This is a genomic window from Flavobacterium sp. TMP13 (genome assembly GCF_050847115.1).
Lineage (GTDB): Bacteria > Bacteroidota > Bacteroidia > Flavobacteriales > Flavobacteriaceae > Flavobacterium.
On record NZ_CP193656.1, the window covers coordinates 2,540,757 to 2,554,897 of the forward strand.

General features: G+C 37.8%; 25 protein-coding genes. 8 read left to right on the forward strand and 17 right to left on the reverse strand.

Going from position 1 to position 14,141, the window contains the following annotated elements; genetic code table 11:
• Genes ACRASX_RS11035 through ACRASX_RS11060 form a run of 6 tightly spaced genes read right to left on the reverse strand, consistent with a single transcriptional unit; the run spans position 1 to position 4,207 of the window.
• Positions 1-1,173 (reverse strand): DUF2586 family protein, encoded by a 1,173-nt coding sequence (locus ACRASX_RS11035; protein ID WP_432221255.1) that lies wholly within the window; start codon positions 1,171-1,173, stop codon positions 1-3.
• A complete protein-coding gene (locus tag ACRASX_RS11040; RefSeq protein WP_432221256.1) occupies positions 1,170-1,670 on the reverse strand; it encodes a hypothetical protein in 501 nt (166 codons plus the stop codon). The genes ACRASX_RS11035 and ACRASX_RS11040 overlap by 4 nt, the downstream gene beginning before the upstream one ends.
• The gene (locus ACRASX_RS11045) at positions 1,663-2,073 is read right to left on the reverse strand and encodes an N-acetylmuramoyl-L-alanine amidase (protein ID WP_432221257.1); all 411 of its coding nucleotides are present in this window, start codon (positions 2,071-2,073) and stop codon (positions 1,663-1,665) included. The genes ACRASX_RS11040 and ACRASX_RS11045 overlap by 8 nt, the downstream gene beginning before the upstream one ends.
• Positions 2,073-2,348, reverse strand: a complete 276-nt coding sequence (locus ACRASX_RS11050; protein WP_432221258.1) for a hypothetical protein — start codon at positions 2,346-2,348, stop codon at positions 2,073-2,075. Before ACRASX_RS11050 ends, ACRASX_RS11045 begins: the two co-directional genes overlap by 1 nt.
• A 1-nt stretch (position 2,349) precedes the next feature.
• Positions 2,350-3,192, reverse strand: coding sequence for a hypothetical protein (locus ACRASX_RS11055; protein ID WP_432221259.1), 843 nt, complete (start codon positions 3,190-3,192; stop codon positions 2,350-2,352).
• Positions 3,193-3,220: 28 nt separating this feature from the next.
• Positions 3,221-4,207, reverse strand: a complete 987-nt coding sequence (locus ACRASX_RS11060; RefSeq protein ID WP_432221260.1) for an HK97 family phage prohead protease — start codon at positions 4,205-4,207, stop codon at positions 3,221-3,223.
• A 175-nt stretch (positions 4,208-4,382) separates the two neighbouring features.
• Here ACRASX_RS11060 and ACRASX_RS11065 point away from each other — a divergent pair, with 175 nt between their 5' ends.
• The 8 genes from ACRASX_RS11065 to ACRASX_RS11100 are packed head-to-tail and all read left to right on the forward strand — an operon-like array spanning position 4,383 to position 10,161.
• The gene (locus ACRASX_RS11065; RefSeq protein ID WP_432221261.1) at positions 4,383-4,670 is read left to right on the forward strand and encodes an oxidase; all 288 of its coding nucleotides are present in this window, start codon (positions 4,383-4,385) and stop codon (positions 4,668-4,670) included.
• Positions 4,654-5,142: a terminase gpP N-terminus-related DNA-binding protein gene (locus tag ACRASX_RS11070; RefSeq protein ID WP_432221262.1), complete on the forward strand. Its 489-nt coding sequence runs from the start codon at positions 4,654-4,656 to the stop codon at positions 5,140-5,142. The genes ACRASX_RS11065 and ACRASX_RS11070 overlap by 17 nt, the downstream gene beginning before the upstream one ends.
• Complete coding sequence (locus ACRASX_RS11075) at positions 5,135-6,691, forward strand: hypothetical protein (RefSeq protein WP_432221263.1); 1,557 nt, start codon at positions 5,135-5,137, stop codon at positions 6,689-6,691. The genes ACRASX_RS11070 and ACRASX_RS11075 overlap by 8 nt, the downstream gene beginning before the upstream one ends.
• On the forward strand, positions 6,688-7,173 hold the full coding sequence (locus ACRASX_RS11080; protein WP_432221264.1) for a hypothetical protein: 486 nt from the start codon (positions 6,688-6,690) through the stop codon (positions 7,171-7,173). The genes ACRASX_RS11075 and ACRASX_RS11080 overlap by 4 nt, the downstream gene beginning before the upstream one ends.
• A gap of 2 nt (positions 7,174-7,175) precedes the next feature.
• Positions 7,176-7,607 carry a phage protein Gp36 family protein gene (locus ACRASX_RS11085; RefSeq protein WP_432221265.1) on the forward strand — a complete coding sequence of 144 codons (432 nt, stop codon included), beginning with the start codon at positions 7,176-7,178 and terminating at the stop codon, positions 7,605-7,607.
• On the forward strand, positions 7,597-8,094 hold the full coding sequence (locus ACRASX_RS11090) for a phage morphogenesis protein (protein ID WP_432221266.1): 498 nt from the start codon (positions 7,597-7,599) through the stop codon (positions 8,092-8,094). The genes ACRASX_RS11085 and ACRASX_RS11090 overlap by 11 nt, the downstream gene beginning before the upstream one ends.
• A 1-nt stretch (position 8,095) precedes the next feature.
• Positions 8,096-9,361, forward strand: a complete 1,266-nt coding sequence (locus ACRASX_RS11095; RefSeq protein WP_432221267.1) for a phage portal protein family protein — start codon at positions 8,096-8,098, stop codon at positions 9,359-9,361.
• An 11-nt stretch (positions 9,362-9,372) separates the two neighbouring features.
• Positions 9,373-10,161 carry a phage minor head protein gene (locus tag ACRASX_RS11100; RefSeq protein ID WP_432221268.1) on the forward strand — a complete coding sequence of 263 codons (789 nt, stop codon included), beginning with the start codon at positions 9,373-9,375 and terminating at the stop codon, positions 10,159-10,161.
• An 18-nt stretch (positions 10,162-10,179) separates the two neighbouring features.
• On the opposite strand, the gene ACRASX_RS11105 is transcribed toward ACRASX_RS11100, so the two are convergent.
• From ACRASX_RS11105 to ACRASX_RS11155, 11 genes are all read right to left on the reverse strand, one after another.
• Entirely contained in the window at positions 10,180-10,398 is a 219-nt protein-coding gene (locus tag ACRASX_RS11105) for a hypothetical protein (protein ID WP_066305977.1), read from the reverse strand.
• A gap of 66 nt (positions 10,399-10,464) precedes the next feature.
• Positions 10,465-10,839: a hypothetical protein gene (locus ACRASX_RS11110; RefSeq protein WP_432221269.1), complete on the reverse strand. Its 375-nt coding sequence runs from the start codon at positions 10,837-10,839 to the stop codon at positions 10,465-10,467.
• A 32-nt stretch (positions 10,840-10,871) separates the two neighbouring features.
• Positions 10,872-11,096, reverse strand: a complete 225-nt coding sequence (locus tag ACRASX_RS11115) for a hypothetical protein (protein ID WP_432221270.1) — start codon at positions 11,094-11,096, stop codon at positions 10,872-10,874.
• Positions 11,097-11,145: 49 nt separating this feature from the next.
• On the reverse strand, positions 11,146-11,430 hold the full coding sequence (locus ACRASX_RS11120) for a hypothetical protein (protein ID WP_432221271.1): 285 nt from the start codon (positions 11,428-11,430) through the stop codon (positions 11,146-11,148).
• Positions 11,431-11,552: 122 nt separating this feature from the next.
• Positions 11,553-12,068, reverse strand: a complete 516-nt coding sequence (locus ACRASX_RS11125) for a hypothetical protein (protein WP_432221272.1) — start codon at positions 12,066-12,068, stop codon at positions 11,553-11,555.
• Between the two features lie 19 nt (positions 12,069-12,087).
• Positions 12,088-12,603: a hypothetical protein gene (locus ACRASX_RS11130; RefSeq protein ID WP_432221273.1), complete on the reverse strand. Its 516-nt coding sequence runs from the start codon at positions 12,601-12,603 to the stop codon at positions 12,088-12,090.
• The gene (locus ACRASX_RS11135; RefSeq protein ID WP_432221274.1) at positions 12,600-12,737 is read right to left on the reverse strand and encodes a hypothetical protein; all 138 of its coding nucleotides are present in this window, start codon (positions 12,735-12,737) and stop codon (positions 12,600-12,602) included. The genes ACRASX_RS11130 and ACRASX_RS11135 overlap by 4 nt, the downstream gene beginning before the upstream one ends.
• An 83-nt stretch (positions 12,738-12,820) precedes the next feature.
• Positions 12,821-13,102: a hypothetical protein gene (locus ACRASX_RS11140; RefSeq protein ID WP_432221275.1), complete on the reverse strand. Its 282-nt coding sequence runs from the start codon at positions 13,100-13,102 to the stop codon at positions 12,821-12,823.
• Between the two features lie 167 nt (positions 13,103-13,269).
• The gene (locus tag ACRASX_RS11145; protein ID WP_432221276.1) at positions 13,270-13,698 is read right to left on the reverse strand and encodes a hypothetical protein; all 429 of its coding nucleotides are present in this window, start codon (positions 13,696-13,698) and stop codon (positions 13,270-13,272) included.
• Positions 13,671-14,003: a DUF4406 domain-containing protein gene (locus tag ACRASX_RS11150; RefSeq protein ID WP_432221277.1), complete on the reverse strand. Its 333-nt coding sequence runs from the start codon at positions 14,001-14,003 to the stop codon at positions 13,671-13,673. Before ACRASX_RS11150 ends, ACRASX_RS11145 begins: the two co-directional genes overlap by 28 nt.
• Positions 13,997-14,140 carry a hypothetical protein gene (locus tag ACRASX_RS11155; RefSeq protein WP_157492565.1) on the reverse strand — a complete coding sequence of 48 codons (144 nt, stop codon included), beginning with the start codon at positions 14,138-14,140 and terminating at the stop codon, positions 13,997-13,999. The genes ACRASX_RS11150 and ACRASX_RS11155 overlap by 7 nt, the downstream gene beginning before the upstream one ends.
• Between the last annotated feature and the right edge of the window lies 1 nt (position 14,141).

The window sequence follows — 14,141 nt, forward strand, 5'->3', positions numbered from 1 at the left end:
CTATTCTAGTTTTGTAGTGAATCCTATGTTCACTGTTATGAAATCAGAGTAACCAACTGGTAATAATTGCAAGGCAACATTTACGTTATTGGTTTGCAATACGTTTTGATTCTCATCAATATAAGCGCGCACTCCTGAAAGTTTGGCAGTATCGACCATTAAAGCCTTAATTTGTTTCTCAACAGCATTTTGCCAACTTTTTATAATTGCTGGGTGAATGGTTCCGGCTTCGGTTACGGGAACTTCATCAGACAGCTCTTGAACTAATGTAGTGTAGGCGATTAAAACGCCCTCATCCATAACTAGCCCTCTCGCTAAACTATTGAAGTCATCGGTTGCCATTGTCAAGGTTTTGTCACCAGTAAAATAAAAACCAGACAAATTAGCAAAGCTTCGCATAAAGGTGTAGTTCTTAGTATCGATGGCATCCCAAGCAGTATCAAGTGTGGCAACAGTAGCACCATTAGTAAAATAAGCTGCAAAAGGTTCAATTGCACCATCTTTTACACGGCTCAATTTTCTTTGCGTTGGCGTTGAAGCCAAACGACCAAGAGTCAAGCCAATGGCCGCCTCTTTTGACCCATCTGTATTAGAGATCAAAATCGAAACTTTATTATAATTTGTAGTAGAGTAATCTTTTAGATCAGCAACAACGCCACTAAACTTATTCCCTGAAATCAAAACGCGCACTGGATAGAAACGATCGGCAAAGTCCTGTGCCAAGGCTTGAGCCTTTACCACTGCTAAATGCACATCGGTGTCTAAACCATCCGTAATAACTTCCGAAGCTCCTGACTTTTTCAACAGTCCTAAAATTCGAATTTTACCTTTAGCGTCACTCAATAATTTTCGAGCGTTATCTTTAGTAATATCCGCTTGATCTTCCATAGTAACGGTTCCTAGCACGAGCATAAACCACAGTTCAGCACCTTTTTTAGCTTGAGCATAAAAAGCCGCTATTTGTTTGTATGCAAAATCGTTTGTTCCGCCTTCAGTAATCCCTAAATTAACCGCTTCTTCAAGCGAGAAAATTTGGTAAGATGTGCCCGCAGTTACTTTATTAGCACCTACAACGGTTACACCTGTTAGGACAAAGCCCGGTATCTTTTGAATTTCGGCCTGTGGCAACCCTAGACCATTACTAGAGATGTTGAATGAAATATTTGGTATCATACTTTTGAAATTGTTTTAAAGATGAGCGTAACGCCAACACCTAGAATTATACCTATTAAAAATGAGCCTAAAACATCAAAGACGTTGAACCCCGTTTTAGATTTAGAATTCTCGACATCGCTACGAGCTGTAGCGGTTACTTCCGTTCTTAATTGTTCTTTTATTTTAGCAACAATCGCTAGACTGTCACAAGTTGCAGTTACAAAAAGAGTATCCTGTGCGACGTGTATTTTTGCAGTAGCGTTCCCATTTTTCTGGGTGAATGTTTTGGGTTTTGAAATAGTATTTAAACCTGGTTTAAATGCCAGTTCAGCAATTGGAATTTTTAAGTTTGTTTCAGACTTTGGAGCAAATAGCACCGTGTCGCGATACGTTTCTTTATGGGTAATAAAGCTTTCACTTGTGGAAGAACTTTTTTGAGATTCCTGTCGTGAAGTACGACAGGAAGTCAAAAAACAACATAAACAAACAAAAACCAAAAGGATTGTCTTATACATCTTTGTATTCTTTTTTAGCGTCAAAACTTGGACAGGCTTTTGCCACGTTAGGGAAATCCCTATGCCCTTGTATTACTGCTGTTGGAAACTTCTGTTTTAGCTCTTTAAGCAATTTTAGCATAGCGACCTTTTGCGCTGTGGTCCTTGTGTCTAGCGGTTCGATTTTAGCGTCGACACCACCTACATAGGAGATGTTTATGGATACGCTATTAAAACCTTTTACGCCGTTAGAAACTTGATCAATGGCTAATAAATTAACCACTTCGCCATCTGCTTTTATAATAAAGTGATAGCCGGGCATTTTCCAACCTAACTGATTTTTCCAGTAGCTTTGTATTGCGCTAATGCTCGCGGTAGGAGAAGTGGCGGTACAATGCACGGCTATATACTTTATTGATCGCATTACTTTCCTATATTTTGAGTTGCGGCTGCGCCAGCGTCTCCAGTTTCTTCTTCTTCGTCAACAACCTCTACAGCGTTAGCCTTAGTGTGTGGCGTTACGTTTTTATCTTCTAGCGTTACAGCGTGATTTTTTGCAAAACCTTGGTTTTCAAAAACATTTCCGTCAGCCGTCGAAAACAGTTCATCCTTTGAACCAACTGTTCCAAAGTACTCAGATACTGTTTTAGCAATGGCATCTGCTACAGATGCCGTTGCTTTTTCTTGTGCTTTTGCCATACTAGCTTAAGATTGCTCCTAAATACTTAGGATTGGTTGCACGAATGTTACCTACAAGAGCTCTTTGAGCGAATGAGATTTCGTCAGCTTGTGAAGCCGCTGAACGGATAGTCTCGTACATCTCAGTATCTCCAAAACATCTAAATGTTTCGTCAGAAGACCAAGTAAAAGAGCAGTTTTTATCATCGGCAGCTTTTACCGTTCCGTATGGTTTTTTAGCTCCAGCCGCAGTGTATAATGCCGTTTGATTGTAGTTGTACACTTTAAAGCCGTACATCTTGTTTGTGTCCAAGATTTTCTTGTACAAAACAGTATCTTCTTCTTCAATAGTCCCCATGTGTTCGGCTGTCAAACAAATGTTCAAATTATCGTACATGTCTAGGCCGTTGTAAAATGCTTTCATTTTAATGATTGCACTAATAAACTTCCCAGCACCTACAGTAATAATTTTATTATTTGTATTATCCAACGCTGGTGCCCAAGCAAAAGCCGCTCTTTTACCAAGGTTTTTCGCCAATGAAGTTTTGTGACGATTAGTAATTGAAGCACGTTTGTTGTACTGCAATTCTACTTCTTGCAAATCTCTGTGGCGTGTTCTATCTGTAGAATACGTTTTTAAGATTACTTCATTAGGAATGTCATTGATTGTCGCTAATGGCAAATCAGTTTCACTACCTGCAAAGTAGTCCTCGTGAACATCCGGTTCGATGCCTGCCTCAGCAAGGTGCAGTTTGTTGTTCTCTACATACTCGGACTTGTCCTGAGACGCAAAAACAAAGCTGTTATCTGGGATTGGGTTTTCTTGAATACCTGCAATCCATACTTCTTTTTGTAAACCTGCCATATCTTTTTTTATAAATGGGATTAATTAATTACGCTTTGTGTCTCACACCTGCCTGATAGGCTTTGGCTAATTCTGCATACTTTGCAGGTTCATCCTCTCTGATTTTTGACAGCTTCACTGCATCGTGCTTTTGTAAATAATCAAATGTTTCTTGGCCGTCAGTTGTTCCGGCTGAAACTGTCGCTTTACCGTTCAAAACCACCTCTTTGATTTTGTCAACGCTTCCAGCTTGAGTATTGGCCGCTTCTTTATCAGCAATCAATTTGGTAAGAATCACTGTTTGTCCTTCAAAGTCGCCATCAAATGCTTTTATTTGAGAAGCTTTCAACGTTTCAGGGATCAGTCCTAGTTTGACCGCTTTTTCAACTAATGTTGTTGCGCTTGTAGTGTTGATTCCTTGAATTTGCGCTTGTAGCTCAATCACTTTCTTTTCAGCAGTTTCAGCCGCTAATTTCACCCCTGTAATGGTGTCAAGGATCACACTTTCTGACGCATCCGCCGCTTTACCCAATGCAAGGGCAATTGTTTTTAAATCTGCCATATCTTCATTTTTAACATTTAGTTTATTCAATTTCACTTGTCCATCATTTTTAGACAATTTTAATGCGTCATCATTACCTCCTATTGGTACAATAGAAATCTCGACCAGTTTACATTTAGTAACCGTTTCATATAATTGACCTTCTATTACCAATTCGGGTTCTGATGAAGCCGCAATAACATCGGCATACATTGATGCCATTCGAATAAATCCGCCCGCTACTTTGTCAGCTATTTTTTTAGAAAATGGCTCGTTTTCGTCAAACTCAATTGTCGCTATTAGTTTCTTATCCTGGACAAAGAGTTTAATACAACGGCCTATGACTTCCGTGCCCTTGTTTTTATATGAGTCACGCTCGTGCAAATACAACACTACAGGATTACGCAGGTATTGTTCGAAGTCAATACCGTCTGTTAGAATTCGGTATTTATACTCGTTTACGTTTTCTGTATTAATAATGAAATCGTGTGTCATTGGCTTATTATAATTTGGATTCGTGATGATTGTGAGGACAAAATTGGGGCGGTTTTGAAGTAAAAAAAAACGCAGTTTCAAGGCTTGGACTTAATCAATACAAGCATTGTATCAATTAGATACAAGCGTTGATATTGCAATTTTTACAAGCCTATTATATGCTGAACTTTGCCCTATGACTGATATACTTTTAGACAAAATAGGAGACTTACAGATAGCTAATGGCGACTTTGTTTTAGGCTATTCTGACAACACGCACCAGGAACATATATTGATCGCGACAAAAGGCGAATTCAAGGAATTTCCAGAGCTAGGCGTTGGACTCAGCAAAATGTTAAGTGATGACGATTATATGCCGTTTTTAATTGACGCTAAGAAAAACCTAGAGTACGACGGTATGAAAATTAATAACATAAAGTTTGAGGAAAACGGAAACCTGAACATCGATGGAAACTACAAGTAAGGGCAAAGGCAGAATGACCGCTGCGCAAAGTGACTATAAAAAAAGTCAGGCAAAGGATCTATTTGTAAAAGGATTTTCCTTGACTAATATATCTGAAATTTTAGGTGTGGGAGTTAAAACGCTAGGGAACTGGCGCGAGCTTCATTCTTGGGAAAATGAAAAAGAACTTTTTGCAATACGGCCAACCGAGATTAAAAAACTAATCCTTCAGTATGTTCTGGACATTCGTGACGGTAAAAAGCCAGCGCATAAAGCGGATGATTTAGCTAAGATTTCAGCCGCTTTTGATCGTATGGATGACGATCGAAAAAAAGCAGTTCACACTATGGAAAGCTTTGACGCTTTTAGTCAGTTTATGGTCGTTCAGGCTGGAAACAACACAGGTAAAAAGCGTGATGAAATATTGGAGTTGTTGCAAGTTATACGCGTGCATTTTGATAAATATGTAAATGAACTAGTGAGCAATGACTAAAACGGAACTAAAAGAAGCATTTGAAAGGTATAACCGAGAATCAAAAAGAATCCAGCTGCTTTCTGGCGCATCCTTATTTAAGGAAACCACAGCCGAACAAGAAGCGCGAATAAAACGCCTTTTAAAACCGGAAAACTATTTAGAGTTTTTCGAATATTACTACGGTGTGAATTCGCTTTTAGCATTAGCAGATGCGCCTTGCTCAAAATTCCATTTAAGCAGTTATTTAGAACTGTTTAAAAACCCATTAATCAAGCAACAACGCCGTTGGTTTCGTGGTGCGGCAAAGTCTATTCATACTAATGTAGGGAACCTGTGCCACCTGAAGGAGAACAACGAGGTTAAATTTGGTTTAATCATTGGGCGAACTCTTGACGCTGGAAAACTATTGCTGTCGGATGTGCAATTGCACTTAGAAAGCAACGAGCGATATATTAAAGATTTTGGCGTACAAATGCAATACGGTTCCTGGGCTGATGGCCAGTTCGAAACCAATGACGGCAAAATGTTTAAAGCGTTAGGATTGAACCAGCCGTTTAGAGGTTTGCGTAATAATGCCAATCGCCCAGACTTTGCGTCTATGGACGATTTAGAAGATAGAAAGCAAGCCAAAAACATTGATTTAACAAAAGAGAACGTTCAAAAATTAACGGGTGATTTAGGAAAGGCAGGACAAAAAGGGCGTTTTCGTCAAGTGATGGCCAACAACTATATCGTAAAAAACGGAATTGTTGACGGCTATGCCGAAAAAAACAAGAAATCGCCAAACTTCAAAATTAGCACCGTCAATTTATGTGATGATAAATTTAAGCCAAGTTGGCCAGAACGTTATAGTGTACAAGATTGTAAAGATATTATAAACGATACTGATTACCACACCAGCCAAAGAGAGGACTTTAACAATCCTGTTGAGGAAGGGAAGCGTATTAAGGCGGAATGGATCCGCTTTAAGAAAACTCACGGCAATCAAATATTTAATGGATTAATTGAATTTTGGGATTTGTCCTATAAAGATGGTGGGGATTATAAAGCGGGTGGCGTGGTATCAATCGAAAAAGGACGGGCTCACGTTTTAGAAATTTTCAACCAACAAATTGACAGGCCTACCGCAATGAATATGCACTATGAGTGGCAAAAAAAATACAATCAAAAGGGAATGTCAATCATTGCTTATTATGATGCTACGGCAGCACAAGAAATTGTTTATGAAACGGACTGGCTTATTGCCTGCGAAGAAAACAATGCTGTAGATATTCCATTTCCTGACCACGCATCAGGCGATAAACACGACCGTATTGATGCCACATTGACCAGTACGTTTATGCGGGGTTTAATCACATTTGACGAAAAGTTAAAAGATACTCCCGATATGGATAAAGCCATTGAACACATAGTAGCCTTTGAAAAAGGATGTAGAACTCCAGATGATATTCTGGACGTTTTAGAGCAATGCGTTCGTAAAGGTAGAGTGCTATTTGGCTACAGCCAAAAAGAAGAAAGTAACCTGACGCCCATAATAGGACAACGCAAAAAAACACGTAGAGTATGACACCACGCAAAGAACTTTTTATCACAATCAAAGAAGCCTTGGCCACTTTGCCCACTTTAGAGTTGGTCGATTTACAACGCAGGCAATTTGCTAATCCTAAAGAAAATTTCCCTTCTTATTTTACTGCGGCTTTAATTGAGATTAAATCGATACGCTGGGGAATGATGGTAGAGCAAAAACAAGAAGGACAAGCAACCGTTGATATTATATTTTGTTGTAAGGACGGCTGGATGGATCAGTTTGACGGCACGACAGACGAAGAGCACGGACTAATTGAAATTGATGTGATAGATTCTATTGTTGAAAAATTACAGGAGCTCCGAGGAATTACTTTTAAACCGCTTGACTTAACAGATGAGGAATCTTTAGATATGGAAGGTGAAATGATGAGTTATAAAATATCATTTTCAACGAGTATTTACAGACTCGTTAATCCAAAGTATAGCAAACAAAAAATAGGGTTTCAATCACAAATACCATAAACATGTTTTTAGAAAAATCAGAATTAAAAACCGTAGGGTTAGACGAAATAATTAATAAAATCATTAACAATGATGACGCTATTGTTACCGATATTATTGCCGAAAGTATTGATGTAATGAAAGGCTATCTTTTTCAATACTTTGATACGGTTGCAATATTTAACGCCACTACAACCGACCGTAATTTAACGGTATTAAAGCACCTAAAGGGAATTGTTCTTTTTGAAATTTACGCCCGCAGAACGAAGCAAATTAACGAAATGGCAAAGCTACGCTATGACGAAGCAATGTTGTGGCTTGAAAAAGTTTCAAGCGGCAAAATCAAACCTGACTTACCTCCTAAGCTAATAGATAGTGATGGCGATGGAATACCAGACAGCGAAGTTCCATTTATGAAATTGGGCAGCCGAAAAACCTATACAAATGGCTGGTAGCTTAAGCGATTTGCAAAAATTGCTTATTCGAGCTTCAAAGGAGATACCAGATAAAGCGTTGCGAGTGATAGGTGTTGAGGGCAAAAAGTTTATTACAAAAAACTTTAGGGACCAGGGCTTTACTGATACTGGTCTTGAAAAATGGCAGGAACGAAAAACCGTTGATAAAATGGGGATAGACTCGACCCGTTACAGAACCAACCGCGTGGGAAGATCAGGAAGTTTAAACCGTTTTGGTAGTCGAAATACTGATAGAGCGGTTTTAGTAGGTTTTAATACGGGTGGCGACAAACTAAAAAACTCCTTTAAATATCAGGTGAGCAAAGGCAGTAATAGAGTGGTTTTTAGAACTTATAAAGGCTATGCAAAACGCCATAATGAAGGACTTGATGATATGCCCAAACGTCAATTTATTGGTAAATCAGCGTATTTGAACAGGCAAATTGCCGACAAAATAAAAAGAGAATTAGACTTAATATTACGATAAAATGAGCTCAAGAAATAAAAACATTGCAAGCGCACAAAAGCGCGTGAGCACCGTAAGCCTATCCGGTAACGCCATAGCAAAAAAGGTAAACCTATCGAGTGCCGATGCTGGAGACATTACTAAAATAACTAATTTGATGGTCGATGTAATTCGCCGTCAACGTAGGTTATGGCGTAAGGAAATTAACGACTGGCAGGCGGCACGTTATGCGTATTATCAAAGTGATATTCCTCGCTTTTGGCCAATGCAAGAAGTCTATGACGATATATTGCTTGACGGACACTTGACCGCGGTTACTGAAGATAGAACCTTGAGAACGATTAACGAAGATTTTATATTTTCTATAGATGGTATTAAGGATGACAAGCTTACAAATTTTATTGAAGATCAGGAATGGTTTGACTACGTTTTAGAAGAAGCGCACAAAACCACATTTAAAGGCGAAGCCTACTTATGGATCAAGGATTTTGAAAAAGGAGCTATAAAGGAAGTGGAACTTATTGATCGTGGATTAGTGGTACCAGGACAAAAGATATTATTGTACGACATAAACGGCAACAAAGGACTGGACGTGTCTGAAGTGGACGATATATTGCTTTATGCTAAATTCTACAGCAATATAGGAATTCTTGAAAAGGCAGCGGTTTATACGATTCTAAAACGCCACTCATGGGGCTCTTGGGATGAGTTTGAAGAGTTGTTTGGCGTTCCCATTCGTATTGCCAAAGTAGCGAGTCAAAGCGAAACTGTGAAAAATGAAGTGGCAGGATGGCTGGAAGAAATGGGAAGCGCGCCTTATGGAGTATTCCCGATAGGTACTGAAATTGATATTAAAGAAAACAGCAAAGCCGATTCTTTTAATGTTTTTTATCAAAAAATTCAAGCCCTGGACAAAGAGCTTTCGAAATTGATTTTGCACCAAACCATGACCACCGAGAATGGTGCATCTAAAGCACAAGGAAACGTACACGAAAACACCCTTGAAGAGGTTATTAAATCTGATAAGAAGAAAATGCTTTCGTTTTTAAACAAACGATTGGTTCCAGCTATGCGCAAGTTGGGTTATGCTATTCCAGACAATGCCAAAATTACCATTGAAAAGACAAAAGATCCTGAAAAACAAATAAAAATTGACGGTATTCTCATGGCAAATGGCGTGGTATTGAAACAACAATACATGGAGGAAACCTACGGTGTGGAAATTGATTATGTGCAATCCAATCAACAGCCAAAAACGCCAAATAACGAGAGCGGAAAAAAGCCTTAAGCCTGCTTAAATTGTATTATCGTTCCCAATGTTGTGATGTTGATCATAATGTTATAAAACTGGACAAACAAGACGATATTTTAAGCAGGCTTTTAGAAGATTATTTTAGACAATTATTTGATGATAGAAATGTTTCTGAAGAAAACAAAAAAGCATTGTGGAGTTATTACAACACTCATTTTTCAGAGGGGTTTGATTTAGGTTACAATGGCGATTCTGAATTCTACGATGTCGATTTAGCGAAAGCATTAAAAGACGATATTGCTACATTTTCGGCATTTAAGGAAACCAGCTTTAGAACACAACTGGAAGAGGCTCTTACGCTAGATGGTGCCGTTGTGCCGTGGTCAGAATTTAATAAAAAGGCAGCGGAATTGAATGTGGTGTACAATCAACGCTGGTTAAAAACAGAGTATCACCATACAGTAGCAACTGCTAATAGTGTGGAGCAATGGAAAGGTTTTGAAGCCGATGCCGATTTATACCCAAACCTGAAGTACAATGCGGTAAATGATGCCCGAACGCGGGAGAAACACAAGGAACTAGACGGTTTAATTTTACCCATTAACCACCCGTTTTGGAAAACGCACAATGTACCACTTGATTGGGGTTGTCGTTGTAGCCTTGAGCAGACGGATGAGGAACCAACAGCCTTAGTTCCTGAAATTGCTATAAAAGGAGTTTTTAAAGATAATGCCGCCTTGAGCGGGAAAGTGTTTGGAGAAATGCCGTATGAAAGTACAATGACTGCGGAACAAGTAAAAGAAGCGGAAACGAATGCTAAAAACTTCAACGTTTAAATATACTTTAAAAGTATTTTAAAGCGACAACTGAAGCTGTGATTTTGGTGCGGGTGCATCGCCATATATTCCTTCGTAATTAAGGATAGCTTCTACCGTGCGGGAGGCTAAGAACATTTTTTCGCCTACTTTATCAATGATAGCATCTACACGCCATTCTTTATGTTTGCCGTGCAATTCGTAGAACATTTTACGTACTTGGTTGTTTCTTTCGGTAAGGCGTTCTTTGCGAGTCATAAGACAAAAATAGAAAACTTTTTAACAATAAAAAAGCCCACTTTTTAGGTGGGCTTTTTCGTGGTATTAGTTTTGTTTTTGGGATTGTTCTAAAAGCCAAATAGCGTCATTGTTAAGTTTAGTATCAGGAGGCATTTTGTAATATCCGTATTGTGGTTTGTTAGCCAAAACTGTTTGTGCAAACGTATTAAAATTTAATGCCTTGTCTTTAAAAACGGATAAGTCAATTGATTTATCATATATAAAGAAATGACTTGTTTGATTTGGGTTTGCCCACTTACTAACGTAATCTTCTACATCTTGCTTTGATGCGCCATTTTCATATTGAGCCACCCAATACCATGTGTTATTAAACTCGAATGCGGCTACCTCCTTGACCTTACTTTCTTTGCTACAGGATAGCATAATAAATAGTGATAAAAATAATAGTGCTTTCTTCATTTTTTAGTTTTTAAATTTATAGTTTTAAGTTTTTAAAATCCTTCATCTCTTTTGTCGACTGACGGATGAAACTCTTCATTATATGGAACGAAAACAGAGCTAAGTCTTGCCTGTGTCGCATTGTCTTCTGGACTATCTTCAAAGTCTGTAAAAATCCAACCACCAGGAACTCTTCTCACGGACAATGCACTTTGACTGTACTGCTCTCTGTCTTGGAACGTCTCTTCCATCAATTTTAATTCGTAAATATTTTTCATTACAATTATTTATTAAGTTAGTTTTCAAATGTAAGAATTTTTATAGAAACTATCGTTTATTAACCCTGTTCATAAATGTGGTTATTTTTTGTGTAATTAATTTTAAGCTTAAGCCTTCTGTAAAATTAACGTGTATACGTAAATTATAACCATCAATACAAACAGTGTCATCCCAATAACCAATGCTGTCTCCTGGCTTTAAAATATCTAATATAATAAGTGCATTTTTCAAATGCCTTTCTTCAAGAATTTCCTTTAATTTTTCTTCAATAATATTTTCCAATTCATTTCCAAATCTCTTGAAATAATCCTCTTTTCTAATCTCTAATTTCATATTTATGTTATTTAATCTACAAATTTAGAGATTCTAATGCTGTTCTAAAATTTGGTTACTTTGTATATAATCATTACTAAATTTAGTAACCTTAAAAGGGATTTAGTATTTGAAACTTATTATTAATAACTCATATCCGTCCAGTGGATAAGTTTTCCTTTAAAATCTTCGTTGAAGTAATCAAAGAATTCAGTTATGGTATTGAAGCCATCATTTTGGGCGAGTGCTAGTATTTCGCCCGTAACTATTAAATTGGAGTCGTCAAATTTGACTGATCCAAAACTGTGGTCATTAATAAATATTCTTACCAACTTCTTTCCGAAAAGCTCGAACCACTTTATCTCTACTTTTTGAATGCCGACCACTGGCAGAACCGGAGCGAAACGAAACATATTTGGTTGACGAACATTGATAAAAAAATCAATCTTCATTCCTACTTTCCAACGGTCGTTTTTGTCTTCTCGAATGGTGTGGAGTTTGGTGGGTAATTTGTCTTTTGCTATGTAGTTATAATCTGGCGGGTAATGTATTGATGGATCAACGGGAGATAACATATAATTCTCTCTAATTCCCTTATGTATCTTCTCTACAAAATAAGTGGGCTTGTTGTTTATTTGTTGTGTGAATGCTAGTATCATTATGCTGCTTGTTTTTATATTAAAACTTAAATCCTAATCTCACAAATCCAGAGGCTCGCCAATACGCACCCCAACCCAATGGCAAACCATCATTTCTGTAATCATAAGTGGCTCGTAAACCGACAAACATTTTTTCGGTAACGCTGTAGTCAATTCCGCTTTCAAGCCCGAAGAGTTCACCGCGTGCCTTGTCTTCCCTAAAAATTCGACCTAATCGAATACCGCCGTATGCTCGACTGTTCTCGAAGGTGTCGAGCATCAAGTTGATCCCTACTGCTCCATGCAAATCAAGATAACTTGGTTTTATACCAGGGAAATACTCGACACCTGCTTTTACATATACAAAACCAACATATTCTATTTCTGCAGCTGCGTCTAGCGAGTTGTTTTTATAGCTCGCTGTTGGATCAATAGAAGCTGAGACAGTAAAATATTCGTTTGTATTAAAATGAACGCCTGTCTGCGCTTGGGTTTGTGCTGCTGCTGTAATAGCGAGTAACAGTAGCAGCTTGGTAATAATTTTATTTGTCTTCATTTTCGTTTCTTCTTTTTAGGTTTTAAATGAGTCATTTTGTTTCGGCTCTTTTGCCAACTCAATTTTGCTTTTTTGGCTAATTCTTGAAAATATTCTGCTTCACGTTCTAATTCCGCTAAATTTTTATCTTTCATTTGTACTGTTTTTTAAATTTCATAAATCGATTATAACTTTGGTTTGGCGACATTAAAACGATCGCCAAGCCTTGAGTTATGCGTCAGGCTAAAGAACGACCTGCCAACGCTTCAAGTTCTGAGTGAATAATCCATTTATTAGCAATTAACGCCTCTAATCCTAATTCATCAGAGCTCATATTTACCAAAAAACCTCGCTGATTTGTACCTTTACAATACACCGTTAATTTTACTTTTTCAGGCATTTTATTTTCCCATTGTAATCCATCAGCATTTTTGTCTTTTGGATAAATATCTATGAACTTGTCTAAATAGTCGTAGCATATTTGAACCACTTTGTTTTCTTCGCTTTCTTCTTGTGTCATTATATTTAATTTTGTGATAAAGCCCGAACGCATAACAGCAGTTATATGCTATTGCCATTTTCGGCTTGATTTATAATTTGTTTTGTATTTGTGATTATTTGTGCTTAATCGAAGCATTATTTTTTACTTTTGGCAACAGACATATAGCTGCGAAACGTTATAATCGGCTAATACTCATCATTAAATCGTTTTTGATTGAGCCACGTTACTAAATGCGCTTTGGCTTGACCTGTTTTGGCTAAAAATTCATCGTACTTTTTGAGAGCGTTGAAACACTTAATTTTTTCGACCAGGTTTAATTTGTCGTACACTTTTTGCGAAGCTTCTTTTTTTACTTTCAAATTGTACTTTGTCCAAAAGGTTTCGAACGAATAATCGTTTATAACCAATTCTATAGTAACAACTTTTTTATACTGCGACCATTTTTCCATGTCGTCGATGGTACCAGGAAACTGAACGGCTTGCAACAACTTTAAAACTCGTTTCCCTTTGATGTTGAAAAAGGCGTGAATTACTCGATCGGATTCGCGGTACTGGAACAGCCATTCGTCGGCGGTTTCTTTGAAGGTTACTTTGTAGCTAACGTGGTTCTCCATTCTTTTAAATCTTTTAGGTTATAGAATACAGGCATTTTAATATGGTGTGCCAATTCTGACTCGATTAGTGCGCCGTTACTGCCAATAAAACACGGCAGCAACAAAACGGAATCACATTGCATTAATCCGGCAATACAAAGACGCATGGCAGTGCTCCACTCGCATTTGACATTGTTGACTATCTTAATTGGATTGACTCCTTTAAAGTCGGCTAAAGCCAAAAGGATTTCGGTGTTGTGGAATTTTGAGAAAACTTCATTTTCTGGTAATCCTGTTACTTTGCCTGCGATATATATTTTTAGCATTTTAAAAGATATTTAGTGGGTTTGATGTTTTTGAATTTTGCTGCGAGCTCTTTGGCTTCTTGTTTTTGGCGGTAGTTCATTTCGGCTAAAGTTTCTGAGAGTTCAGGTGGCTTTGGCTTTTTTTTATTGAGTGTCATA

Bases quoted from the DNA above. Each gene is read 5' to 3' on its own strand.
- ACRASX_RS11035 (WP_432221255.1), bottom strand. From the start codon at position 1,173: ATGATACCAAATATTTCATTCAACATCTCTAGTAATGGTCTAGGGTTG.
- ACRASX_RS11040 (WP_432221256.1), bottom strand. From the start codon at position 1,670: ATGTATAAGACAATCCTTTTGGTTTTTGTTTGTTTATGTTGTTTTTTG.
- ACRASX_RS11045 (WP_432221257.1), bottom strand. From the start codon at position 2,073: ATGCGATCAATAAAGTATATAGCCGTGCATTGTACCGCCACTTCTCCT.
- ACRASX_RS11050 (WP_432221258.1), bottom strand. From the start codon at position 2,348: ATGGCAAAAGCACAAGAAAAAGCAACGGCATCTGTAGCAGATGCCATT.
- ACRASX_RS11055 (WP_432221259.1), bottom strand. From the start codon at position 3,192: ATGGCAGGTTTACAAAAAGAAGTATGGATTGCAGGTATTCAAGAAAAC.
- ACRASX_RS11060 (WP_432221260.1), bottom strand. From the start codon at position 4,207: ATGACACACGATTTCATTATTAATACAGAAAACGTAAACGAGTATAAA.
- ACRASX_RS11065 (WP_432221261.1), top strand. From the start codon at position 4,383: ATGACTGATATACTTTTAGACAAAATAGGAGACTTACAGATAGCTAAT.
- ACRASX_RS11070 (WP_432221262.1), top strand. From the start codon at position 4,654: ATGGAAACTACAAGTAAGGGCAAAGGCAGAATGACCGCTGCGCAAAGT.
- ACRASX_RS11075 (WP_432221263.1), top strand. From the start codon at position 5,135: ATGACTAAAACGGAACTAAAAGAAGCATTTGAAAGGTATAACCGAGAA.
- ACRASX_RS11080 (WP_432221264.1), top strand. From the start codon at position 6,688: ATGACACCACGCAAAGAACTTTTTATCACAATCAAAGAAGCCTTGGCC.
- ACRASX_RS11085 (WP_432221265.1), top strand. From the start codon at position 7,176: ATGTTTTTAGAAAAATCAGAATTAAAAACCGTAGGGTTAGACGAAATA.
- ACRASX_RS11090 (WP_432221266.1), top strand. From the start codon at position 7,597: ATGGCTGGTAGCTTAAGCGATTTGCAAAAATTGCTTATTCGAGCTTCA.
- ACRASX_RS11095 (WP_432221267.1), top strand. From the start codon at position 8,096: ATGAGCTCAAGAAATAAAAACATTGCAAGCGCACAAAAGCGCGTGAGC.
- ACRASX_RS11105 (WP_066305977.1), bottom strand. From the start codon at position 10,398: ATGACTCGCAAAGAACGCCTTACCGAAAGAAACAACCAAGTACGTAAA.
- ACRASX_RS11110 (WP_432221269.1), bottom strand. From the start codon at position 10,839: ATGAAGAAAGCACTATTATTTTTATCACTATTTATTATGCTATCCTGT.
- ACRASX_RS11115 (WP_432221270.1), bottom strand. From the start codon at position 11,096: ATGAAAAATATTTACGAATTAAAATTGATGGAAGAGACGTTCCAAGAC.
- ACRASX_RS11120 (WP_432221271.1), bottom strand. From the start codon at position 11,430: ATGAAATTAGAGATTAGAAAAGAGGATTATTTCAAGAGATTTGGAAAT.
- ACRASX_RS11125 (WP_432221272.1), bottom strand. From the start codon at position 12,068: ATGATACTAGCATTCACACAACAAATAAACAACAAGCCCACTTATTTT.
- ACRASX_RS11130 (WP_432221273.1), bottom strand. From the start codon at position 12,603: ATGAAGACAAATAAAATTATTACCAAGCTGCTACTGTTACTCGCTATT.
- ACRASX_RS11135 (WP_432221274.1), bottom strand. From the start codon at position 12,737: ATGAAAGATAAAAATTTAGCGGAATTAGAACGTGAAGCAGAATATTTT.
- ACRASX_RS11140 (WP_432221275.1), bottom strand. From the start codon at position 13,102: ATGACACAAGAAGAAAGCGAAGAAAACAAAGTGGTTCAAATATGCTAC.
- ACRASX_RS11145 (WP_432221276.1), bottom strand. From the start codon at position 13,698: ATGGAGAACCACGTTAGCTACAAAGTAACCTTCAAAGAAACCGCCGAC.
- ACRASX_RS11150 (WP_432221277.1), bottom strand. From the start codon at position 14,003: ATGCTAAAAATATATATCGCAGGCAAAGTAACAGGATTACCAGAAAAT.
- ACRASX_RS11155 (WP_157492565.1), bottom strand. From the start codon at position 14,140: ATGACACTCAATAAAAAAAAGCCAAAGCCACCTGAACTCTCAGAAACT.